This window comes from Microcoleus sp. N3A4 (assembly GCF_036701805.1).
In the GTDB taxonomy this organism is placed as follows: domain Bacteria; phylum Cyanobacteriota; class Cyanobacteriia; order Cyanobacteriales; family Microcoleaceae; genus Microcoleus.
On the sequence record NZ_JAUBRJ010000015.1, the window covers coordinates 48,737 to 69,623 of the forward strand.

At 48.5% G+C, this 20,887-nt stretch carries 23 protein-coding genes and 1 tRNA gene; 6 read left to right on the top strand and 18 right to left on the bottom strand.

Features of this window, described 5'->3' with window-relative positions:
* Positions 1–144 precede the first annotated feature (144 nt).
* The 3 genes from QUA56_RS11270 to QUA56_RS11280 form a co-directional block, all read right to left on the bottom strand.
* Complete coding sequence (locus QUA56_RS11270; protein ID WP_333357206.1) at positions 145–333, bottom strand: hypothetical protein; 189 nt, start codon at positions 331–333, stop codon at positions 145–147.
* A 62-nt stretch (positions 334–395) separates the two neighbouring features.
* Positions 396–2,123: a succinate dehydrogenase/fumarate reductase flavoprotein subunit gene (locus QUA56_RS11275; protein ID WP_333357209.1), complete on the bottom strand. Its 1,728-nt coding sequence runs from the start codon at positions 2,121–2,123 to the stop codon at positions 396–398.
* A 129-nt stretch (positions 2,124–2,252) separates the two neighbouring features.
* Positions 2,253–2,567 carry a hypothetical protein gene (locus tag QUA56_RS11280; RefSeq protein ID WP_333357213.1) on the bottom strand — a complete coding sequence of 105 codons (315 nt, stop codon included), beginning with the start codon at positions 2,565–2,567 and terminating at the stop codon, positions 2,253–2,255.
* A 417-nt stretch (positions 2,568–2,984) separates the two neighbouring features.
* Between QUA56_RS11280 and QUA56_RS11285 the strand changes: the two genes are divergently transcribed.
* Both QUA56_RS11285 and QUA56_RS11290 read left to right on the top strand, forming a co-directional pair.
* Complete coding sequence (locus QUA56_RS11285; protein ID WP_333357216.1) at positions 2,985–3,710, top strand: lysophospholipid acyltransferase family protein; 726 nt, start codon at positions 2,985–2,987, stop codon at positions 3,708–3,710.
* Between the two features lie 107 nt (positions 3,711–3,817).
* Positions 3,818–4,639 carry an alpha/beta fold hydrolase gene (locus tag QUA56_RS11290; protein WP_333357402.1) on the top strand — a complete coding sequence of 274 codons (822 nt, stop codon included), beginning with the start codon at positions 3,818–3,820 and terminating at the stop codon, positions 4,637–4,639.
* A gap of 237 nt (positions 4,640–4,876) precedes the next feature.
* On the opposite strand, the gene QUA56_RS11295 is transcribed toward QUA56_RS11290, so the two are convergent.
* The 8 genes from QUA56_RS11295 to nadA form a co-directional block, all read right to left on the bottom strand.
* Entirely contained in the window at positions 4,877–5,737 is an 861-nt protein-coding gene (locus QUA56_RS11295) for a DUF2996 domain-containing protein (RefSeq protein WP_333357219.1), read from the bottom strand.
* A gap of 179 nt (positions 5,738–5,916) precedes the next feature.
* Positions 5,917–6,804, bottom strand: a complete 888-nt coding sequence (locus tag QUA56_RS11300) for a hypothetical protein (protein ID WP_333357222.1) — start codon at positions 6,802–6,804, stop codon at positions 5,917–5,919.
* 138 nt (positions 6,805–6,942) lie between these two features.
* Positions 6,943–7,497 (bottom strand): hypothetical protein, encoded by a 555-nt coding sequence (locus tag QUA56_RS11305; protein ID WP_333357225.1) that lies wholly within the window; start codon positions 7,495–7,497, stop codon positions 6,943–6,945.
* A 339-nt stretch (positions 7,498–7,836) separates the two neighbouring features.
* Entirely contained in the window at positions 7,837–7,953 is a 117-nt protein-coding gene (locus QUA56_RS11310; protein ID WP_293148481.1) for a photosystem I reaction center subunit VIII, read from the bottom strand.
* Positions 7,954–8,010: 57 nt separating this feature from the next.
* Entirely contained in the window at positions 8,011–8,520 is a 510-nt protein-coding gene (locus QUA56_RS11315) for a photosystem I reaction center protein subunit XI (RefSeq protein WP_333304032.1), read from the bottom strand.
* A gap of 114 nt (positions 8,521–8,634) precedes the next feature.
* Complete coding sequence (locus tag QUA56_RS11320; protein WP_333357228.1) at positions 8,635–9,351, bottom strand: TIGR04283 family arsenosugar biosynthesis glycosyltransferase; 717 nt, start codon at positions 9,349–9,351, stop codon at positions 8,635–8,637.
* A 518-nt stretch (positions 9,352–9,869) separates the two neighbouring features.
* Positions 9,870–10,487, bottom strand: a complete 618-nt coding sequence (locus QUA56_RS11325) for a TIGR04282 family arsenosugar biosynthesis glycosyltransferase (protein ID WP_333357231.1) — start codon at positions 10,485–10,487, stop codon at positions 9,870–9,872.
* A gap of 178 nt (positions 10,488–10,665) precedes the next feature.
* Positions 10,666–11,634, bottom strand: coding sequence for a quinolinate synthase NadA (gene nadA / locus QUA56_RS11330; protein ID WP_333357234.1), 969 nt, complete (start codon positions 11,632–11,634; stop codon positions 10,666–10,668).
* Positions 11,635–11,851: 217 nt separating this feature from the next.
* On the opposite strand from nadA, the gene QUA56_RS11335 reads away from it, so the two are divergent.
* Together QUA56_RS11335 and QUA56_RS11340 are read left to right on the top strand one after the other, a co-directional pair.
* Positions 11,852–12,769 carry a TIGR04168 family protein gene (locus QUA56_RS11335; protein WP_333357236.1) on the top strand — a complete coding sequence of 306 codons (918 nt, stop codon included), beginning with the start codon at positions 11,852–11,854 and terminating at the stop codon, positions 12,767–12,769.
* Between the two features lie 34 nt (positions 12,770–12,803).
* Positions 12,804–12,888: transfer RNA gene (locus tag QUA56_RS11340), tRNA-Ser, on the top strand.
* A gap of 20 nt (positions 12,889–12,908) precedes the next feature.
* On the opposite strand, the gene QUA56_RS11345 is transcribed toward QUA56_RS11340, so the two are convergent.
* The 7 genes from QUA56_RS11345 to QUA56_RS11375 form a co-directional block, all read right to left on the bottom strand.
* Positions 12,909–13,091, bottom strand: coding sequence for a hypothetical protein (locus QUA56_RS11345; protein WP_333357239.1), 183 nt, complete (start codon positions 13,089–13,091; stop codon positions 12,909–12,911).
* 62 nt (positions 13,092–13,153) lie between these two features.
* Positions 13,154–13,444, bottom strand: coding sequence for a hypothetical protein (locus QUA56_RS11350; RefSeq protein ID WP_333357242.1), 291 nt, complete (start codon positions 13,442–13,444; stop codon positions 13,154–13,156).
* Between the two features lie 210 nt (positions 13,445–13,654).
* Positions 13,655–14,059, bottom strand: coding sequence for a ChuX/HutX family heme-like substrate-binding protein (locus QUA56_RS11355; protein WP_333357245.1), 405 nt, complete (start codon positions 14,057–14,059; stop codon positions 13,655–13,657).
* 164 nt (positions 14,060–14,223) lie between these two features.
* A complete protein-coding gene (locus QUA56_RS11360; protein WP_333357248.1) occupies positions 14,224–15,177 on the bottom strand; it encodes a PhoH family protein in 954 nt (317 codons plus the stop codon).
* A 345-nt stretch (positions 15,178–15,522) separates the two neighbouring features.
* Positions 15,523–15,999: a KH domain-containing protein gene (locus tag QUA56_RS11365; RefSeq protein WP_333357251.1), complete on the bottom strand. Its 477-nt coding sequence runs from the start codon at positions 15,997–15,999 to the stop codon at positions 15,523–15,525.
* On the bottom strand, positions 15,971–16,255 hold the full coding sequence (gene rpsP, locus QUA56_RS11370; protein ID WP_333357253.1) for a 30S ribosomal protein S16: 285 nt from the start codon (positions 16,253–16,255) through the stop codon (positions 15,971–15,973). The genes QUA56_RS11365 and rpsP overlap by 29 nt, the downstream gene beginning before the upstream one ends.
* A gap of 81 nt (positions 16,256–16,336) precedes the next feature.
* The gene (locus QUA56_RS11375; RefSeq protein WP_333357256.1) at positions 16,337–17,671 is read right to left on the bottom strand and encodes a D-alanyl-D-alanine carboxypeptidase; all 1,335 of its coding nucleotides are present in this window, start codon (positions 17,669–17,671) and stop codon (positions 16,337–16,339) included.
* A 719-nt stretch (positions 17,672–18,390) separates the two neighbouring features.
* Between QUA56_RS11375 and plsX the strand changes: the two genes are divergently transcribed.
* Together plsX and QUA56_RS11385 are read left to right on the top strand one after the other, a co-directional pair.
* Complete coding sequence (gene plsX, locus QUA56_RS11380; RefSeq protein WP_333240703.1) at positions 18,391–19,440, top strand: phosphate acyltransferase PlsX; 1,050 nt, start codon at positions 18,391–18,393, stop codon at positions 19,438–19,440.
* Between the two features lie 163 nt (positions 19,441–19,603).
* A complete protein-coding gene (locus QUA56_RS11385; RefSeq protein WP_333357258.1) occupies positions 19,604–20,605 on the top strand; it encodes a beta-ketoacyl-ACP synthase III in 1,002 nt (333 codons plus the stop codon).
* Positions 20,606–20,887 lie beyond the last annotated feature (282 nt).

Here is a 20,887-nt window from a genome sequence, read left to right on the forward strand (position 1 = left end):
TGTGATGTGGAGAATTCCTGAGACGACTTTCAAAATGAACAAATTAGGTGTGAACGGCCCGCCCTACAAATTAATACCACATTTGCATCTTCTACAATCGCTTCTCACCCGTGCATCCTAAAGCCATCTACAAGGCGAGCTCACTCAGTAGTCACCTAGAGCTTTACGAACCTCGATTTCTTCAGCAGCGATTTCGATGGCTTCTGGAACCCTTTTTTTATCGATAATGCCTGCATCAATGAGTGCATCAACGATCAAAGCCGCTAGCTGCTCGCTTGTTAAAGTTGATTTGGCTTCTTCGTTCTTAAATTCCTTTTCGGGAAGTTCGCGCATTGTTTTCTCGATCCCTTTTTTTGCCGTTTAATTAGTAAGGTGGGCATCGCCCACCCTACAAATCAATACTTCCTCTCCTGCGGCTCAAACATCGTAATCGCCACCGGCATATAAGCCAAATCAATTCCTGCAGGCGAATAATACGCCATTGTATGCTTCAAGAAATTCCCATCATCGCGCTCAGTAAAATCTTCCCGCGAATGAGCTCCCCGACTTTCCTGACGGTTCAAAGCAGAAGTTAAAATCATTTTCCCGACAATTATCAAACTCCGCAACTCCAAAGCTTCCACAATTTCCGTATTCCACAACTTGCCTTTATCGTCTAAGTAAACCTCCTCATATTGTCGCTCTAAATCCTCCAATTTCTTTAAACCTTCCTGCATCAATTCTGCGCTACGGAATACTCCGCAATACTCAGTCATAGTATCTTGATACTGCTGCCGCACTTGATTGATTCGGTATTTTCCGGGACGTTCTACAAGTGCCTGAATTTGCTCTTTTGCTTCCGTAATATAACGCTGTTCGTCTACGGCAGGCAACTTGCGATTTTGTACGAATTGTGCTATGGTTGCGCCAGTAACTTTGCCGTAAACGACGCATTCCAACAGCGAATTGCTGCCCAAACGGTTAGCGCCGTGAACTGAGACGCAAGCTGCTTCGCCGGCTGCAAAGAAACCCTCTACCAAACTGTCAGGACTGCTGCGAACTTGCCCGCTAACATTAGTAGGAATTCCTCCCATTGAATAGTGAACGGTAGGGCGCACGGGCATCGGCTGATTTACCGCATCAATTCCTAACAAACGGTGGGCTTCTTCCCAAGCAAAAGGAATTTTGCTCATGATTTTTTCGCGCCCCATGTGCCGCAAATCGAGGTAGATAAAGGGGCCGCCGGCACTACCATCAACATTAATCCCTCGGCCGGCGCGAATTTCTATAGAAATTGACCGCGAAGTGATATCCCTGGGCGCTAATTCCATGCGCGACGGGGCGTAATTGGCCATAAATCGATCGCCCTCTGAATTAATCAAATAAGCGCCTTCGCCCCGCACAGCCTCCGAAATCAACACTCCCACTGGATACAAACCAGTCGGGTGAAACTGTACAAATTCCATATCTTCCAGCGGCAATCCAGCTAAAGCCGTCATCGCCAAACCGTCTCCCGTCGAGGCGTAATCGTTCGACGTGGTATTGTAAACTCGGCCGTAACCGCCCGTGGCAAACATCACCGCCTTAGCACGGACAACCTCAATTTCACCGTCTAGCAGGCGGTACATAACTACCCCCTTGGCTTGGCCTTCTTCCAAAATCAGGCGGGTAACGTACCACTCCTGATAGATGTGAACCCCGTAACGGCGAAGATTATTGACCAATTCGTGGAGGATGGCGTGACCGGTTTTGTCGGCGGCGTAGCAGGTGCGGCGGTGGGAATGTCCGCCAAAAGCGCGCTGGGCAATTCTGCCGTCTGGGAGACGGGAGAAGAGGACTCCCATGTGTTCTAAATCTATGACTACACCGGGTGCTTCGCGGGTGAGGATTTCTACGGCGTCTTGGTCGGCTAAATAGTCTGAACCTTTTACTGTGTCGAAGGCGTGGGCTTTCCAACTGTCTTCGGAATCGACATTTTGCAAGCTGGAGGCCATCCCGCCTTGGGCTGCGACGGAGTGCGATCGAATTGGGTGAGTTTTGGCAACAACAGCTACCTTTAAACTGGGGTCAGTCCGGGCAATTTCTACTGCGGCACGGCAACCTGCTAAACCGCCGCCTACAATGATTACGTCGTGTTCTAGCATTTCTTTTAATTATTTTGAGTGTTCTGCTCAGCTTATCGTGACGCAAAAAAAAACTTCCTACCAAAAGATCGGGAAGTTTTTTAACTTTTGATTTGAATCGAACATCAAAAGTTAAAATGTCAAATTGGACTAGCCAGCGGTTTCGACAGGCTGCTGATTTGATTGATTTCCCGTTGCAGAAGGTTGATCTTCGGTAGCGGGGTCTACGGAAAGCACTTGAATGTTATTTAGCAAAGTTGTAACGAAAGCAAACAGCAAGAAGGGCAGAGACAGCACTAAAATCAAGCCGACGGTAGCCAAGGCGTAGATTTGGCGGGCGCTGCTCCACAGAGCGAGTGCCGACGCTAGACTTAGGAAGATGACTATCAGCCAAACAATGATTTGACCGTAAATATCGCCAAAGGTGAGGGTACATTTAAGGCGATAGTTGTGGATGTTATTCATTTGATGCCTCGCGAGATTGCTATTACGACTTGTCCAAAAATACTTTGACAGTGCGTCAATGTTTCACTGTAAATTCCTAAGTTTAGCTGCAGAAACCTGGTTTTAGGGCTGTTTTAAACATTTTTATAGAAGTTTGCAACAACACTTTATGAATTTTTGTTTCTGACTGGGAAATTTTGCCGAAACAAGACTTACGCACTCCGAGGCCTAGAAACCGGGTTTTTTACTGTTTTGGCGGGCTGACTAGAAGTAAACGCGCAAAAAAATCAAGGTGATGACCGCCCGTGCGTCCAGGATTGCGAAACAAAGGCTGAAGGGGAAAGTATACTTTTTGGCTGAGCCCCGACTTGGTAAAGTAATGTTAAGCTGCATGGGGATGGAATCAACCTTTATAGCGTCGCACCTGTCTTTTCGCCCATGTCTTCAGATCGCACATTGCTAATTTCGCGCTGTTTCCTGGCTGGTTTGGGAACGCAGATGTTTGTGCACCGCGAAGACCGGATTCCCCAGGAGAGTCCGGTGCTGGTGGTCAGCAATCACCGCAGTTTCTTAGATCCTGTGCTGTTGACGGCGGCTTTGGGTCGATCGATCCGCTTTGCTTGTCATCATTACATGGGTCAAGTCCCGGTGATTCGGGAAGTTGTCACAACTTTCGGCGCTTTCCCCTTAGAAGCACCGGAGCACCGACAGCAGCATTTTTTCTCTCAAGCGACAGCGCTACTCCAAGGTGGGGAGATGGTGGGGGTGTTTCCAGAGGGTGCAGAACCGATGGTGAATTTTACTAAACCTAATACTGTGGGGAAGTTTCAGCGGGGATTTGCTCATTTGGCTTTGCGGGCGCCGGTGCGGGATTTGGCGGTTTTGCCGGTGGCGATTGGTTCGATGGAGGAAGAGTCGGTACGATCGGGTGTACCGCTCAAGTTGTTGAGTTTGTTCGATCCTTCCGAACCGCTGTTCGATCGATCGGGCTGGCATCCTGTGATAATTTATCAGCGAGTTAATGTTTTAATCGGCCGCCCTTACTGGATTACTGTCGATCGACAGCAGCAATATCGAGGCAAAAAAGCCAAAGCAGTTGTTGCTGAACTCACAGAGCACTGTCAGGGAGAAATTGAACAATTACTGCAACGAGGGTGTTTGTAAGTTTGTTGGCTGTTGACTGTTGACTGTTGGCTGTTGGCTGTTGGCTGGTCTCAGATTTCCAATTCTTTAATCTAAAATCTAAAATCTAAAATCGATTGACTTTAATCATGGCAAATGCTAACAACAAGGTTCGTTTCCTAACCCCGAAATCGGCGAAAGCCGATCGCCCTTTATTTGTATTTCTGCCCGGTATGGATGGCAGCGGTTTGCTGCTGCGGCCGCAAATTTCTAAATTAGCCAATCATTTCGATATTCGCTGCTTAACTTTACCGGCTGACGACATGGCCAGTTGGGATGTATTGGTTACAGAAACAATTGCCTTAATTGAAGCAGAAAAGCAAACCGGAAAGCAGCAGCGGCCGGTTTATCTGTGCGGCGAGTCATTTGGGGGTTGTTTAGCGATGAAAATTGTTTTAGAAGCTCCTCAATTGTGCGATCGATTAATTTTAGTCAATCCAGCTTCTTCATTCCGACAGCAGCCTTGGGTGCAGTGGGGTTCCCATCTGACTCAGTGGCTGCCGGCCAACCTTTATCCGCTGTCGGTAATCGGTCTCTTGCCGATATTAGCATCATTAGGAAAGATTGCGCGCGACGACCGGCGAGCTTTGCTAGAAGCGATGCAAGCAGTACCGCAAAACACGTCTGTGTGGAGATTGGCGTTAGTGCGATCGTTTAATGTTGACGAAAATCAGTTGCGCGGCATCAAACAGCCGACGCTAGTAATTGCTAGCGGTGCCGATCGGCTGCTGCCTTCAATAGCAGAAGCTAAGCTTTTAGTCAAGGTAATTCCCCATGCTGAAATGGTGATGCTGGCTAACAGCGGTCATGCTTGTTTGTTAGAAACAGATGTTAACCTTTATGGGATTATGCAAGCTCGCAACTTTTTGACAAAATCTGAAGAAAATCTGTCATTAGTCAGCAGTCATTAGTTATTGGTAATGGGTAATTGGGGATGGGGCATAGGGCATTGGGCATCTCCGAAAAACAATCTTATCGGCATCAGCAATTACCAATTATATTATGTCCGGTCAATCCATTACAGTGCGAGCTTCTAGCTCGCGAGCTAGAAGCTCGCACTGCACAATAATTATCAGGATTACCCGGACATGATGTTATCAATTACTAATGCCCTATGCCCTATGCCCTATGCCCAATTAACTAATTAACTAATTAAGATTTAGCCATTTTTGAGCGTTGAGTCGCTGGACGACGCCAAACACCATGAGGTCTAGAGTAACCTTACGCTCATCTATCAAAAAAGGCTCTAAAGTGCTGGTTTTGGTATTATTTTCAGCGCAGGAAAAAGCCCTTTGACTTTGAATATTTTCTTGAGGAAAATACAGGTTAAATTGGCGCTGACCTTCTTGAAATTTACCAATTACCTGCCAGCAATCCCCGGCGGAACTCATGCCCGCAACGGGGAGTTTTTTCTTTACCAAACTCACCTCTAAATCCTTAACGCCCTGCTTAGTCAAAGCAGTTTGCAAAGCGGGCAAATAATCTTGTTGAATAAATTCCCCAAAGGGCTTGTCTTCAACTGCTGGTGCTTTTTCCTTTTTAGCTTTAGCTGGGGGCTTGTCGCCTTCAGCCTTGGCTGCGGGTTTTTTAGCAGCCGCCGCAGGTTTGTCAGGGCTGGGCAAGTCGCTTGGATCGGGTGCGTCGGAACTCGGGGCGTTCTCGATCGCAGCAGTGGGAGTTTCCGATTCTCCAGCGGTAGGATTTTTCGGTTCTTTCTTGGCTGCGGGTTTTTTAGCTGCCGGCTGAGCCTTGTCAGGGCTGGGAATATCAGTTGTCTCGGGTGCGTCGGAACTTGGAGCGTCCTCGATCGCAGCAGTGGGAGTTTCCGATTCGCCAGCAGTAGGATTTTGCGGTTCTTTTTTGGCTGCGGGTTTTTTAGCTGCCGGCTCAGGCTTGTCAGGGCTGGGAAAGTAGCTGGTCTCGGGTGCGTCGGAACTTGGGGCGTTCTCGATCGCAGCAGTGGGAGTTTCCGATTCTCCAGCAGTAGGATTTTGCGGTTCTTCTGGCATTAACGCTTCCTTTTAAAAGTGATCGGTAAGGAGTTGTGAGTGCAGGTGCGGGCGATCGACTTTCTCGATCGCACACACTTTTTATCGAAAACCAACCTGAGAGAATTGCGATTCAAAAAAATTTGAACTCAACACACTCAGGGCGATCGCCCGCAAAGATCGCAACTCCTTTGGTTATTCTAAATCTCAGCGACAGCTCGTTCAATCAAACGGCGGGCGAGAGTTTGAACACCGGTGTGTTCGTAGTAGTTGGTACTTATGTCGAGGAATGCGCCCACGTAGTCCACCTTGTCAGCAGAAATGTCTACAAAATTCTGCAAGTGGCCGAGTACGTTTTGGGGAGTCAAACCCCGATCGCTTACAAAAGAGCTCATCCAGCCAGAAACCGAGTCAAAGCTTTCGCCAATAAAGCCGAGTTTGCCTGCGGGAGAACCTCCTGGAATCTGGTCGCCGATCGACTCAAAGGCCTTATTCTCTTGCAAATCGCTGGGAGAGAGCTTTTGAATCCAAGACTGAGTGGCGAGGATAAAGTCTGGGCCCAAAGGAATCAAACCGTCAAAACAAACCAAAGCAGCCATCCGAATCAGGGATTCGCCGCCGTAGTCGCCCAAAGCCCCGGCAAAATCGCCGATGCTGTCGCCCGGAAGGCCGTTAATTTGGCAAAAAGCGAGCAACTCAGTGACTAACTTCAAAGAAAGGTCGATCGTTTGAGCTTTTTCCGGCTTGGGAGTGAGATTTCCCAGCAGGGACAAAAACGGCACATTTTGGGAGACTTTGTTAGCGAGGGCGGCAGTGCCCAAAGCCTTGTCCGCACTGTCAATAGTTTGGTAGAGCCAGAGAGCGCGCTGGTAGCCCTGAGATTTATCGTTGTAGAGGTAGATGGCGCGATCGCCAATTTGCTGGATCAGTTCTTCGTCAGTTTCGCCAGTAACGGTGCGAATGGTATTTTCAAAGCCAACTAAATTGTTCCACTCCCCGGGAACCACAAAGTCAAGCGCTCGCAGGGCTTTGACAGTCATGTTGTCTTTAGGCAGTGTATCGACTAATTCAAAGACTGTTTTGCTCACAAAAAACTCCTTATGCTGGAATGGGAATCAAAGGTATTACTTTAGGCAGATGGCAAAAACTTCACAGTTTTATTTTTGCAGACTCAGTTGTCATAGCGCCAGACAGGAGTCGGGTGCGGAGTTTGACAAGAGACATTGCTACTTGACGCTGGCGAGCCCGCCGAGGTTAAATTTTGACAGCCAAGCTTCGCGATCGCTAGCGGTAAAAGAAGCATCGCGGGATTGAACTTTCACCTGATAGCGATTTGCCACGAGAACAGCGGTGATATTAGCACCTTGGGAGACAGCCGGATAGCCGCCGATTTGCTTGGTACTTTGCTGAAATTTTGCGCCTGCCGATGGGTTGCCGGCGATGTCGTTAATCGAGAGCATCGCGACATTTTTACCGCCTTTGTTGAGCTTAGCTTCAGCAAAACCGGATTTTTCTTGAGCGAAGACGCGATCGAATCCGCCACCAGATGACGGGAAGTATTTATTTAATTTGCTGCCTGCAACTGCCTTTTTGGGTAGGTTTTGATTTTGAGCAGTTGATTTGTCAGCAGTTGTCTGCTGGGCGTTACCAGGTTTTTGGGTGCTTTCCTGCTGGGCTTTGTCCCAGCGAGAGGGCGCCTGAGTTTGACCGCAAGCGGTGACTAACAAGAGTACCGAGATCAGGAATGGAGCTAAGATTTTGCGCGCGGAGGGAAATGGCATCGCTGTCTCCTCATAAGATAGTTTCCATAACAATTGTGGCTCAGGAATTCGCAATTTGTCTTGTACGAGCCGATGATTTGTGCCTGCGGGAAAAAAAACTTTGTAAAAAAATCCTCTGCCCACACGGCAGAGGATTTTTCGCGATCGCGAGTTTAGATCGAAGAAGACAGAAAGATTGCTCCACACAGTCAAGTCTGGGGGGTTGGGGTAAAGAAATTAATTTTTCTAATTACCAGCAATCTCAAAACAAATTTTTCTGATTTTCCCTAGATTTATTTAGAGATTTCAGAGCATTTGTCTGTCAGTCTTCCAACTTAGGTCTTGCTCTGCGCGTAAAGCTCAGGCGTCGCTTTCAATGTGAATAAACAACAAACCCATTACCACAACTGGCATCAGCCAGCAAACTACCGGAATCAAGATCCAAGGCAAAAAAGAAGCGGCGTATGAACCTGTCATATCAAATTCTCCCAGCTAAAGTTAGTGTGTTCCAACAGAGATATTTCCGAGTGGAGTCTAATTATTGACTAAACCCCGGAAAATGGCGTCAACGCCGTTAAAGTTTTCGAGTAAGAAATAGGCAGCAAAGACGCCGCTCATCCCGCCAATGAAGAAACCAGCGGTAAACTGGCTCCACCCTTCAGCATTTCTGAGGGAATCGGGAGTCATGGGATTAGCACTAGGGTAGCTGGTGTTGTCTTGCTTGAAAGACACCAAACCGTAGGCAGACATACCTGCTGTGCCCAGCAGAACTAAAACGAGGGCTGTAATTAATCCGCCGAGATTAGCTGCTTCGGGATAATCCCGCAGGGGTCCGAAGACGATTTCGGGGCCGACGAGGAAATAACCGTGGGCCAAACCGATTTCCAGACCTCGAACTAGGGGCGAGAGTCCTTTGCGGTAGGCGGGCAAGTTCCCAATGAATGCTTTTGTGAAATCAGAAGCACTGATAGGAGTTGCTAGATGACCCGTGAAGGGGTCACCGTTAAAGGGTTTAATAAGCTCTGCATCTCTGGGATCGGCCATATTCTCTTTTTCCTCGCTGTGCGTAAAAGTTGAGGCGTTCAAGTCATATTTTACGCAGGGAGGTGTTTCCTATTTGCATAATTGGCAGCGAGCTTTAGAAAAGTTCACTATTCTTTAGTTTTCAGAAGAATTTTTCTTTTGTCCCTTATACCAGAAAGCGAGTCGATCGGGCGACACTCCGAAGAAATAACCGATGATTACTATTTGATTGATGGCGGTGGTTTTGATGACCCCAAGCTGCTGCCAGCGGCGGGCGGATGTCAGCACTGGATGGGGTACTATTTCGATACGGCCTTGTTTTTTCAACCGGCGCACGAATTCAAAGTCTTCCATGAGGGGTAAGTCGGGAAAACCGCCGATTTTGTCAAAGGTAGCTGAAGAGAGGAAAATGGCTTGGTCGCCGTAGGGCATTTGCAGAAAGTTCGATCGCCAGTTTACCCCTGTTTCTACCAGCCGGAGGCTGAGTCTGCGGGCGTCAATCTTGAGTTCAAAGGCCCCCGCTACTGCAGACGGGTTAGCTAGTACCAGGCGCGCGAAATAGTCGTACTCGCGAGGCAAAAGAGTGTCTGCGTGGAGAAATAGCAATATATCTCCAGTAGCGACAGCGGCACCTGCATTCATTTGGGCTGCGCGGCCTGGGGCGGTGGAGATAACTCGGACGCCCAAAGATTTTGCTATATCTGCTGTACCGTCGCTGCTGCCACCGTCGGCGACAATGATTTCAACATTTTGGGCATTTCCGGCGCTGGAGATGACTGGGGCAATTGTAGGTGCTTCGTTTAAGACTGGAATGATAATGGAAATTTTGAGATTGGGATTTTCTGGCAACATACAGAATTAAGCACCCCGTGAGAGAGGGCGGGTTTTGTACAAAGCTGATTTTGCCAATTTCTAGCCCCGGGCTCGCCCCTACATTGGGCCTTAACGTGGAAGGGGGAGTTGTGTAAAAAGCAAAGCTGTTAAGCTGTTGCGGCATTTAAATTGTATGTCAAAAAACAATCCAACTCTTGTGGGGTGGGCGTCCCGCCCGCCCTGAATATGCAATTTAACTGCGCGACAGCTTAGTTGCTCATTTTTTACGTCGGGCCCGCGCCTGCATTGAGCTTTCATCTGGGAGGGCGGGTTTCCTACAAAGCTGAGCTGTTAGTTGCTAATTTATTTGCTAATTTTTGGCTTTTTATCGCGCCTGGGACTATTGTCCCAAGCGCTGTCTAACTGCTACTGAGATTCAGCATTTGGTTAGACAAATACAATTACTATATTATGACGTTCTGGTTTTACAATCAAGCATTTATTTCAAAAAATATATGACAATTCCTAATAAGTTAGAAACCTTAAATAGAGTTTAGTTATTTCAATATATTAATATCTAAACCGAGGAGGTCTTCTGGTCGATCGATATCTGCAAGAGTGGGAAGATAAGCAATATTGAGGTCTAGCTTTTGGGCGATCGCTCTCGTACAAGCAAATACTTCACTGGTTCCCCAGTGAATGCCACCGAACAATTCCGGTATGGATCGCCGCATCCCGATCAGATAATAACCTCCGTCTTTTGCCGGGCCCAAAACTAAATCGTGCTGGCTCAGTTCCTCAAAAGCTTGTGCCATGATTTCTGCTTTCAAATCAGGACAATCAGTGCCAATAATTGCACTTTTGTCAACCCCTGAATTAAAAGAGTTTTGAAACGCTGCTGTCATTTTTGCTCCCAAATCGCCGTCTATTTGATTTTGATAAATAATATCAGTTCCCAACCACTCTTGCATCAGTTGTTGGCTGCCGCCGGCTCCGTGAATTTCTACCGATAACCGGCGGGATTTTTGGATAGAGAGAGCGCAGGCGATCGTCCGTTGGGCCATCAAGCGGTGAAGGTTGGCAGCGCCTGTTTTTCCCAGCACCGGAATAAGTCGAGTTTTGGTTGTTCCCGGTTCGGGATAGCGGGTGAAAACAATCAGTTTTTCGGGCATCATTTATCCTGAGTTTTAAAGGAAGGAACCTCAGAGGCGCCGAGGCGCAGAGGAAGAGAAGAGAAAGAGTTGACAACTGATTCACGGATTGCCGATCGATGTTGGTGGGTTAGGCGATCGCTTAATTTAATCGCCGTGCCCAACCCTACCTCCAATAAATTTACTTAAAAATAGCCGGCGGTTAGCTCATTTCTAGCATTCGTTGGATGGGCTGCAAGGCTGCTAGTTGAATATTTTGAGGCATGGTAATTTCGGGGGTTAGATTTTTCATAGCTAGATACAATTTTTCCAAGGTATTTAATCTCATATGCGGGCATTCGTTGCAAGCACAACTATTATTGTTGCCAGGAGCGGGAATGAATCGTTTTTGCGGAGCTTGCTTTGCCATTTGGTGAATGATTCCCGGTTCAGTCGCGACAATAAAGGCTTGGCTGGAACTAGCTTGAGAATATTTGAGCAAAGCGGTGGTGGAGCCGATGTAATTGGCGTGGCGCAGCACGGGAGGTTCGCATTCTGGGTGGGCAATTATTTCGGCTTCGGGATTTTCGATTTTGAGTTGAACTATCTTTTTTTCTGAGAAGTTTTCGTGGACGATGCAAGCTCCTTGCCAAAGTTCCATGTGTCTACCGCTTTGTTCCATAACGTAGCGGCCGAGATTGCGATCTGGTGCAAAAATTATCGGCTGATTTGCGGGAATTTGGTTGACAATTTTAACCGCGTTAGAACTGGTGCAAATTATATCGCTCATTGCCTTAATGGCGGCGGTACAATTAATGTAGGAAATTACCAAATGTCCTGGTCGATCGGCTTTGAAAGCTGCAAAGGCATCGGGAGGACAACTGTCGGCGAGGGAACACCCAGCATTTAAGTCTGGCAACAACACTAATTTGTCGGGATTCAGAATTTTTGCGGTTTCCGCCATGAAATGAACTCCGGCAAAAACTATGACATCGGCGCTGGTGTTGGCGGCTTTGCGGGCAAGTTCTAGGGAGTCGCCAATGAAGTCTGCGATGTCTTGAATCTCGGAGTCTTGGTAATAGTGGGCGAGAATGACGGCGTTTAACTCTTGTTTGAGGGCGTTAATGGCTGCAAACAAGTCGTCGGGCAGTCGGGTTTGAGTAAAGTTCGGAGCAGGTGCGGTGGTAAACACAGTTAGAATATTCCGGGGAAGGTGGCGAAGACAGCTAAAGTGTATTTTGAATTATAGTTGAATTCACCAAAAAGTGCTGGCAGTTGAGTGGAGCCAATCTAAAATCTAAAATCTAAAATCTAAAATCTAAAATTGGCTGGGGGAGAGCGCAAAAATTGGTCGCTGTTTCTTATGCTGATAAGAAGGGGCTAGGGATCGATCGCACATGACAAATCTTATGAATAAAGCTAAATCTATCAAAATTGCGGTGGTGGGGGATGTTCACGATCAGTGGGAACCTGAAGACGGCGAGGCGCTGAAGCATCTGGGCGTTGACTTGGTGCTGTTTGTGGGGGATTTTGGCAATGAGTCGGTGGAGGTGGTGCGGGCGATCGCCCAATTGAACATTCCGAAAGCAGCGGTTTTTGGCAACCACGACGCTTGGTACACGGCGACGGAGTGGGGCCGCAGTCAGTGCCCTTACGATCGAACTCAAGAAAATTGGGTAAAACAGCAGTTAGATTTGATGGGAGAAGCTCATGTCGGTTACGGGAAGCGTGATTTTCCCGAATTGGGCGTAACTGTGGTAGGAAGCCGCCCGTTTACTTGGGGGGGCTCGGAGTGGAAGTACGGGGATTTTTACTCGGAGTGGTTTGGGGTAGAAAGTTTTGAGGAGTCGGCGGGGCGGATAGCAGGGGCTGCGGCGGATGCGGACTGCGAAAATGTGATTTTTTTGGGTCACACTGGCCCGACGGGCTTGGGAGAGGCTCCTGAAGACCCCTGCGGGCGAGATTGGAAGCCGCTGGGAGGGGATTGGGGCGACCCGGATTTTGCGGAGGCGATCGATCGAACTCGGAGTTCTGGGAAGCACGTACCTCTGGTAACTTTTGGTCATATGCACCACAAACTGCGGCACACGAAGCACGAATTGCGGAAGTCGCTGGAGGTGAGTGCGGAGGGTACGGTGTATTTGAATGCGGCCAGCGTACCGCGAATTGTGGAGAGAGAGTGCTCGAAACTGCGGAATTTCTCGATCGTTCTGCTGGAAAATGGAGCAGTGTCGGAAGTGTCTCTGGTTTGGCTGGGGGAGGATTTCGCGGTGGTTTTAGAAAAAATTCTTTACCGACGCACTGAATCTGCGGCTATTTGTAGTTAGAGACAATTGCTGGTATGATAAAATTTATGCGCCAGGAGAGGTGGCAGAGTGGTCGAATGCGCCTGACTTGAAATCAGGTGAACCGCAAGGTTCCGTGGGTTCAAATCCCACCCTCTCCGTTGAAAACTTTTCTTGTCTGCTAAGGGTTTTCTAGTATTTCCAACACCGCCTCTATATCTGCCAAGTTCGCCCCGGATTTTTTGCGCTTGGTCTTCAACTGATTGAGCAAGTCGGCCGGCTCTGGAAATTCCACGACTGCCGGAGCTGAATTTTTATTTTTATCCCGTGAGCGCGGCGCTTCCTTGAATTCTTGCTCCAACATCTGAACCCCAATCCGACCACAACAGACTGGTCAGATTGATGCCTGGAACAACGCGCTTGTGCTTACCCGACCATTGCCGACTTACGCTTGCCCATCTTTTTTGCATACCACTTGTCGAGTATCCTATCGTCCACCACCAAAATCCCTTGCTCCAACTCAACCGAGGCTTCTGCGTCCTGCCAAAGCTCGTTCGGATCGGGTTCCAGTCGATGCAGCAACCGATTGATGGCATCATCTGCTGCCGTACTCTCCGTTATTTGTTGAACTCGTTCCGCTGCCTTGCAACTGTATGCCTTTTGCGTCGCAATCAGAAAGTTGATGTATTCAATAGCGGTGTATTTGGGTGGATTCATGCCTTCCTTCTACCCTATTTTTAGTTCAACTGCGTAACTCCTGTCAATATTAAACTGTACGATATTTTGCGTTAAAGTTAAGATGCGTTTACCCTGCTATTTAAATGCACAACAGCTTATTAAAGTTTACATTTAGGAGTAGAGTAATCCTGTCGTTGAATGTCCTGATGTTTTGATAATTTTGCTACAATCTTCTGAAAAAAAATAGCTTCAAATCTCAGCAACAGGTTGCGGTTCCCAAACCTCCCCGTATTTTTCCTTCAATTCGTGCCAGTTTTCCACCTGTCCCGGTTCGTATTCCCCCGGCTTTCCCCACTGCAAAAACGCGCTCAAAGCAGCCTCATTTTGTTCGTCCAGAAAACGAATTGCATAAGTAGTAAAATTGCCTCTTTTCGCTTCGCCAGTCTCGAACTTCACCTGTTTGATTTTGTCCATATTCAGGTGGAACTCAAATATTTCGGCGTGCATATTTGCATATTTACCCTTCGGTAATTCCGCATAAAACAGCTTGTGAATTGAACCGCGCACTTCCAGCACAGCCGCGCTGCTAGTCACGATTAAACGCAGTGTCCCCAAATTTTCGCAAGCTTCTAAGAATTCTTTCAGGTTAGTCATAATTTGGTAATTGGTAATTGGGAATTGGGAATTGGGAATTGGGAATTGGGAATTGGGAATTGGGAATTGGGAATTGTTGACTGTTGACTGTTGACTGTTGACTGTTGACTGTTCACTGTTGCCAACTGACTGCTGACTACTGACTACTGACTAATGACTGCTGACTATTTTTCGTGCAGTTCGTAAGCAGCGACAATCCGCTGCACTAGCGGGTGTCTCACCACATCCGCCTGAGTGAATTCGCAGAAAGCAATGCCCTCAACGTGGCGCAGAATATTTTGGGCAACTGCCAATCCCGACTGTTGGTTTGGTGGCAAATCTGTTTGAGTAATATCGCCCGTTACTACCATTCTCGATCGAAAGCCGAGACGAGTCAACACCATTTTCATTTGAGCCGGCGTCGTATTTTGAGCTTCGTCCAAAATTACGAAAGCATTGCTGAGAGTGCGCCCTCGCATATAAGCTAAAGGAGCTACTTCGATCAGGCCTCTTTCCATTAAGTCGGCCATTTTTTCGGGGTCGATCATTTCTTGCAGGGCGTCGTAAAGCGGGCGCAAATACGGATCGACTTTTTGCTGCAAATCTCCCGGCAGAAATCCTAATTTTTCGCCTGCTTCTACAGCCGGCCTGGTTAAGATTAGCCGTTCGTACTGTTTGCTTAACAAAGCTTGGATGGCGAAAATAGCTGCTAAAAATGTCTTGCCTGTACCGGCGGGGCCGATGCAAAATGTCAGGTCATGGGTGCGTACTGCTTGGACGTACTGCCGCTGCTTGAAGGTTTTGGCTCTAATTTCTTCGCCGCGGCGTGTTTTGGCGAGTACGTCTCGCTGCAAGTCTTGCAAATCGTCTTGGCGGTTGGTATCCAAAGCGTGGCGCGCCGTCTGGATTTCAACTCCGGTAATAGTTTTGCCGGATTTCCAATAGTCGGAGAGCGATCGCACTAATTTATGACACAATTCTACTTGATTTTTCGTGCCGGAAATCAGCAGTTCTTGCCCTCGCATTACCAGGTTAGCGCCAGTTTGCTTAGAGATAATTTTCAGGTTTTCTTCTTGATTCCCTGCCAGCGACATGGCGCTTTGAGTGTTGGGTAACTCTATTGTTAGTTTTTCAGTCATGCCAGCATGAGCTCCTCCAAATAAGCAACTAAAAGTTAACAATTAACAGTTCCATCAGTCGAGTTGTGGAACAAAAAGACGCCCGGTACTAGCTTTTACCTAGTATCTAAGCGTCTTTTTTGTTTAACTCGCAAATGAGTTTGGTGCTTGAGGCACAAATCAAATCTCCCTTCTATTAAGTCAGGCAATTTTAGATTTTAGATTTACCTGAACCCGCTGACCTTTGGAATTTTACATTTGTGTCCGATCGCAAAACCGGCAATCTCAAATCTAACGGGGCTTGTAATACTAAAGTCTACCACAGGCAATCTAAAATCTAAAATTCTTTCTCAGCTTTGCAGTTAGTTAATAACCGGGAGTATTTCTGCTTGTTCTAAACGTAGGTGTGTTAGTACGGCGAGGTTGTTCTCTCGGAGTTCTGCTAGCTAAGGGACTCGGCGACGGAGGCGGAGTTCGGGGCCGGAAGTCTCCTCGATCGCGCGTACCGCGATCCGGGCGGTCTCGGTCGCGATCGCCCCTGGGCGGCCCGGAGCCTCGATCGCCCGCTTCGCCATCGTATATATCTAAGTAGAGCGACTGACCCGCCGTCTGCGCCACCGCTTCGAGGGTAGTTCTAATTGCCTGAATATTACGTCCGCCCCTACCGTAAACCCGCCCTTTGTCCGGATCTTCAAAAGCGAGCCGAACCCAGACCCGCGATTGGCGCGGGTGCAGTTCGCAATCAACCCGCAAAGATCCGGGCGACTCTAAAAAAGGCCCAATTAAAAATTTAACCAGTCCAGCGTAGTTGGGACTAGCTGACTGCTGCTGTGCTGGATTCAACGTTGGCTCCGGCTCCGACTTGTTCAAATACATGGGCTTTTCTCAGGATGTCACGCACGGTGTCAGTTGGCTGAGCGCCTTCTTGCAGGCGCTTGACAATCGCTGGAACATCCAGCCTGGTTTCGTTATTTCTGGGGTTGTAAAAGCCGAGCTCTTCTAGAGGACGGCCGTCGCGGCGGGTAGAACTGTTCATCGCTACAATCCGGTAGCTTGTCTCGCGTTTTTTCCCGTATCTCTTCAATCGCAGTTTGATCATCTTCTTGCACAATAGTCCTGTTCCAATTCTAAGCTATTTTGTCAGCGCTCCTTCCCCGAAGCTCAACTCAACCGCTATTTCTTAACCTCCCACCAAAATATCGCTGCGATTTGCAGCCCCTAATGCCGGTCTGGCACCGTCAATGTGCGGTGTAATCGCTAGCGGCAAAATCGATGCAGTTCCCCACTGCTGCACCAATTTTTGCAAAAATATATCTTGCTGCGCTCTCAGAGAGTCCCAATCGGTGCCGCGATTAATAATTGCAAACCAAACTAAACCCCGATCGCGCGTGGGTATCGCTCCAGCCAAAGCAATCACGGTGTCCAAAGTACCAGTTTTCACCACAGCCGATCGCGGAATATGCCGGTGTTCCACAGTTCCTTTATCGCGCCCGGACACCGGAAACAAGTCAGCAATCGTCAGCGGGGTAGTCTGAAGGTTGCGGGCGATCGCCTGCATCATCGCACAAGCCGCCCTCGGAGACATCTGATTTTCCACTCCCAATCCCGAACCGTTAACCAATTGAAGTTCCGCCGCCGGCACCCCCGCCGCCCAAGTCGCTTGCTGCTGCACTATTTGTGCCCCGCCCAAATCGTCGGCCAGCATCTGAGCTATTTCATTGTCGCTGTGGACGTTCATCTGCTTGAGAATTTCGGCTAAAGGGAGCGATCGGCGCTTCAGCAGCAAATGCCCCGAAGTCACAAATTTCTCAGCAATGACGCTACCGGCCACCGTGACTTGCGGCTTTCTAGTTCCCGGAGCCATCTTAGAATACATTGCCACCAAGTCCGCAGGCCAACCGATCCCGTCGAGGGCTTGCCGAAGTATCTCCCCCGCAGCCAAAGGATCGGACTGGTAATTCATGCGAAAATTGCCAGTCACCACCAAATTGCCCGCCACCCGATCGATACCCATTTGATTGAGAGCATTGCCGACGGCGATCGCCTCCTCCCACACAAACAGCGGATCGCCCCCGCCGCTGACCACCAAATCCCCCTGCAACACCCCATTCCTAATCGGCCCGGTTCCCCGGAACCGCGTTTCAAACTGATAATCCGGGCCCCAAGTTTCCAGCGACGCCAGAGAAGTCGCAATCTTAGTCAGCGAAGCCCCAGGCATCAGCATCTTCCCCTGCTGACTTACCAGCGGCACTATTCCTGCTTGCACCCAAATTCCCTGATTCCCGTCAATCAGGTTCTTGTCCTTCAAATCTTTTAAATATTCCCGCACCGTGGCTGCTGCGGGCAAGTCTGGATTTGCCGCATCTATTCCCCCAAAAGCCAAATCTTCGGCCACCACTAACCCGGGTATCCCTCCCCGCCAAGCCAGCACTGACGCAGCATTAGGCGCGGCACTGCCTACCCCAGCCATGTCCAGCCACAAAGACATGATTCCCGAGCTAAATAAATCCAGCATTTTTTACTCCTAAAGTCAATCGATTTTAGATTTTAGATTTTAGATTGAAGAAAGCGCTCCCACTGATAAATCCGGGGGCTTGCGATGAGGATGGGGATCTGTTTTCTCGCTCCACGGATGAATCCGGGGTTCCCGGACTAAAGTGCTTGCGGTCATGTAAACTATTTCATTGATTTTTTCAATTTGCAGTCAAAAATAGTAAAGTAGGGACAAAACAAGTTCTATCAGAGTAGTCGGAAGTCAGTAACTCAGGGCTAAAGCCACTGAGCTTGTTAGAGCGATCGAGCAAGCTGTACTGACCAGCCTAAGTCTTAGCTGACTACGTTATTCAGGTCATAACACCGGAGAATGCGACGCTAGTTTTCCGCTCTGTTGTTTACAGTTAAACAGTCTTAAAGTCACTGAGACAGTGCTGTAAGCGTGACAAGCCTTTATAACCTTGGCGAAGCGAACATTACCCCGAAAGGGAGACGGGGCAACCATACCCCGAATCGGAGAGGCAATCATACCTCTCCAACCCCGCAAGGGGATTCAAGGCGATTGAAATCGCCGAGTCGTTTTCCACGAGCGGGCTAAAGCCACTGAGTTTCCCACTTACCGAGTATTTTTATGACAATTGTCCGATCGGGCGATCGCCAATTGTAATTCTTTATTCAGACTTCTGGATTCACGCTCCTGACTTCCTGGTAGAATTTTTAGTGTTTCTCAAACATTGGTCAATGGGATCGACACGCGCAAGAATTGCAATCGACGCTATGGGTGGGGATCATGCCCCCGCCGAAGTTGTAGCTGGAGCGCTTAAGGCACAAGAAGAATTAGGCGTAGAGATTTTGCTCGTGGGCGACCCGCAGCAAATAGAAGACTCGCTCCGGCAACAAGACGCGATCGGCCGCGTCTCTACAGGTCAGCTAGAAATCGTTCCTTCTGAAGGAGCGGTGGAAATGCACGAAGAACCTTTAAGTGCCCTCAAACGCAAGCCCAACGCTTCGATTAACGTAGCGATGAACTTGGTAAAGCAGCAGCAAGCTGATGCTGTGGTGTCCGCCGGTCACTCCGGCGCGGCAATGGCTGCTGCCCTGCTGAGGTTGGGGCGGCTCCCCGGAATCGATCGCCCTGCGATCGGTGCGGTTTTGCCGACAATGGTACCGGGCAGCTCTGTACTCATTCTCGATGTCGGCGCTAATGTGGACTGCCGCCCCAAATTTTTGGAGCAGTTCGCTCTTATGGGAACTATTTACAGCCAGTGCGTGCTGGGCGTCGCCGAACCTAAAATCGGCTTGCTCAACATTGGCGAAGAACCTTCTAAAGGCAACGACGCAGCGGTACGCACCCACCAGTTATTGGTGGACAACCCGAACATTCCTTTTGTGGGCAATGCCGAAGGCCGCGACGTGCTGTCGGGGAACTTCGACGTGATTGTCTGCGACGGATTTGTCGGTAACGTGTTGTTGAAGTTTGCCGAAGCGGTGGGCGAAGTCGTGGTGCAAGTGCTTAAGGAAGAATTGGCGGCCGGACTCAAAAATCAAATTAGCGCTCCCCTCCTGCAAGAAAGCCTCAAAGGGTTCAAGCAGCGGGTAGACCACGTTGAACACGGCGGCGGTTTGCTGTTGGGCGTTGCTGGAGTTTGCATTATCAGCCACGGTTCGTCTCAAGCTGCCTCGATTTTTAATGCCATTCGTTTGGCGAAGGAGGCTATTGACAACCAAGTGCTGGAGCGAATTCGATCGTCCAATCGCCAAAGCGCTCTGGAACAAGAAGCTGTGAATTAGAAGCAGTAAGTAGGAATTAAAGATTAAAAATGTCAAATTAAAAATGTCAGCTTAAATAAGCTGTTTTGCTTAAAAAAAGTAATTTCAGCAGTTTAAAAAATAATTTTAATTGGTAGTTTTTAATTTTTAATTTCTCGGTCGAACAGCGAGTAAATGGAGAGGAATGTTGCAGCAATCAGGGTTCGGCATTGCCGTCACGGGTAGCGGTTCTTGTACACCGCAGGTTTCGCTGGATAATAACGGTTTGAGTCAGATAGTAGAAACTTCTGACGAGTGGATTGGGGCGCGGACGGGCATTCGCTCCCGCAGGCTGGCGGACGATCGCACTTCTTTGTGCGATTTAGCGTCAGAGGCATCGCTTCAGGCGATCGCAATGGCAGAAATTTCGCCTGCAGATATTGATTTGATTATTTTGGCGACCTCAAGTCCTGACGATTTGTTTGGCACTGCCAGTAAAATTCAATATCAGTTGGGCGCGACACAAGCTGTGGCTTTTGATTTGACAGCAGCTTGTTCGGGCTTTGTTTTTGGTTTAGTGACAGCCTCGCAGTTCATTCGGACAGGGGTTTATCAAAATGTTTTGCTGATCGGAGCAGATATTTTATCTCGCTGGGTGAATTGGTCGGATCGGGGTACTTGCATTCTATTTGGAGACGGTGCAGGTGCGGTGGTATTGCAGGCTTCAGAAGTCGATCGCTTTTTGGGATTTGAAATTCGCAGCGACGGCACGCAAAATGCGTCTCTCAATTTGGCTTACAAAGCCGAGTCAAAAGAATTAATTGAGGGCGTCAGCGTCGGAGTTGGCGGATTTCATCCCATCACAATGAACGGTCAAGAAATCTATCGCTTTGCCGTGAGAAAAGTGCCTGAAGTCATAGAAAAAGCTATGTTTCGGGCAAATATCAGCGCCGCAGAAATTGACTGGCTGCTGTTGCACCAAGCCAATCAGCGGATTCTCGATGCAGTTGCCCAAAGGCTAAAGATTCCCCCTGAAAAAGTAATCAGCAATTTGGCAAATTACGGCAATACCTCAGCGGCTTCAATTCCCCTTGCCTTAGACGAAGCTGTGCGTCTGGGTAAAGTAAAAGTTGGCGATACTATTGCTGCGGCTGGTTTCGGTGCAGGTTTGACTTGGGGGGCGGCGATTTTTCAATGGGGAAGGTGATATTTCCCGACTGTCAACTTGCCCTGGTGATTGTCGGGAGTGCGACCCTCAAACAATAAAAATCCTTTTACACGCCATACATAGGGTAAGGTGCACGGCTGCACGCGGAGGACAGGAGTTCTTGACTATCACATCCTGAGATTAAAAACCCTCTATTTTTCGATCGACTTTCCCCAGCTTGAAGGTTAAAAATTTTGCTAGGGCTATTAATCTGATTAAAGTAGCCCCAAAAAATATAAACCTCGTAAAAAGCAGTTATATGTTATGATTGTTAGTCGCGAG

Excerpts from the sequence above, each read along its gene's own strand:
- QUA56_RS11270 (WP_333357206.1), bottom strand. The coding sequence starts at position 333 with ATGCGCGAACTTCCCGAAAAGGAATTTAAGAACGAAGAAGCCAAATCA.
- QUA56_RS11275 (WP_333357209.1), bottom strand. The coding sequence starts at position 2,123 with ATGCTAGAACACGACGTAATCATTGTAGGCGGCGGTTTAGCAGGTTGC.
- QUA56_RS11280 (WP_333357213.1), bottom strand. The coding sequence starts at position 2,567 with ATGAATAACATCCACAACTATCGCCTTAAATGTACCCTCACCTTTGGC.
- QUA56_RS11285 (WP_333357216.1), top strand. The coding sequence starts at position 2,985 with ATGTCTTCAGATCGCACATTGCTAATTTCGCGCTGTTTCCTGGCTGGT.
- QUA56_RS11290 (WP_333357402.1), top strand. The coding sequence starts at position 3,818 with ATGGCAAATGCTAACAACAAGGTTCGTTTCCTAACCCCGAAATCGGCG.
- QUA56_RS11295 (WP_333357219.1), bottom strand. The coding sequence starts at position 5,737 with ATGCCAGAAGAACCGCAAAATCCTACTGCTGGAGAATCGGAAACTCCC.
- QUA56_RS11305 (WP_333357225.1), bottom strand. The coding sequence starts at position 7,497 with ATGCCATTTCCCTCCGCGCGCAAAATCTTAGCTCCATTCCTGATCTCG.
- QUA56_RS11310 (WP_293148481.1), bottom strand. The coding sequence starts at position 7,953 with ATGACAGGTTCATACGCCGCTTCTTTTTTGCCTTGGATCTTGATTCCG.
- QUA56_RS11315 (WP_333304032.1), bottom strand. The coding sequence starts at position 8,520 with ATGGCCGATCCCAGAGATGCAGAGCTTATTAAACCCTTTAACGGTGAC.
- QUA56_RS11320 (WP_333357228.1), bottom strand. The coding sequence starts at position 9,351 with ATGTTGCCAGAAAATCCCAATCTCAAAATTTCCATTATCATTCCAGTC.
- QUA56_RS11325 (WP_333357231.1), bottom strand. The coding sequence starts at position 10,487 with ATGATGCCCGAAAAACTGATTGTTTTCACCCGCTATCCCGAACCGGGA.
- QUA56_RS11335 (WP_333357236.1), top strand. The coding sequence starts at position 11,852 with ATGAATAAAGCTAAATCTATCAAAATTGCGGTGGTGGGGGATGTTCAC.
- QUA56_RS11345 (WP_333357239.1), bottom strand. The coding sequence starts at position 13,091 with ATGTTGGAGCAAGAATTCAAGGAAGCGCCGCGCTCACGGGATAAAAAT.
- QUA56_RS11350 (WP_333357242.1), bottom strand. The coding sequence starts at position 13,444 with ATGAATCCACCCAAATACACCGCTATTGAATACATCAACTTTCTGATT.
- QUA56_RS11355 (WP_333357245.1), bottom strand. The coding sequence starts at position 14,059 with ATGACTAACCTGAAAGAATTCTTAGAAGCTTGCGAAAATTTGGGGACA.
- QUA56_RS11360 (WP_333357248.1), bottom strand. The coding sequence starts at position 15,177 with ATGACTGAAAAACTAACAATAGAGTTACCCAACACTCAAAGCGCCATG.
- rpsP (WP_333357253.1), bottom strand. The coding sequence starts at position 16,255 with ATGATCAAACTGCGATTGAAGAGATACGGGAAAAAACGCGAGACAAGC.
- QUA56_RS11375 (WP_333357256.1), bottom strand. The coding sequence starts at position 17,671 with ATGCTGGATTTATTTAGCTCGGGAATCATGTCTTTGTGGCTGGACATG.
- plsX (WP_333240703.1), top strand. The coding sequence starts at position 18,391 with ATGGGATCGACACGCGCAAGAATTGCAATCGACGCTATGGGTGGGGAT.
- QUA56_RS11385 (WP_333357258.1), top strand. The coding sequence starts at position 19,604 with ATGTTGCAGCAATCAGGGTTCGGCATTGCCGTCACGGGTAGCGGTTCT.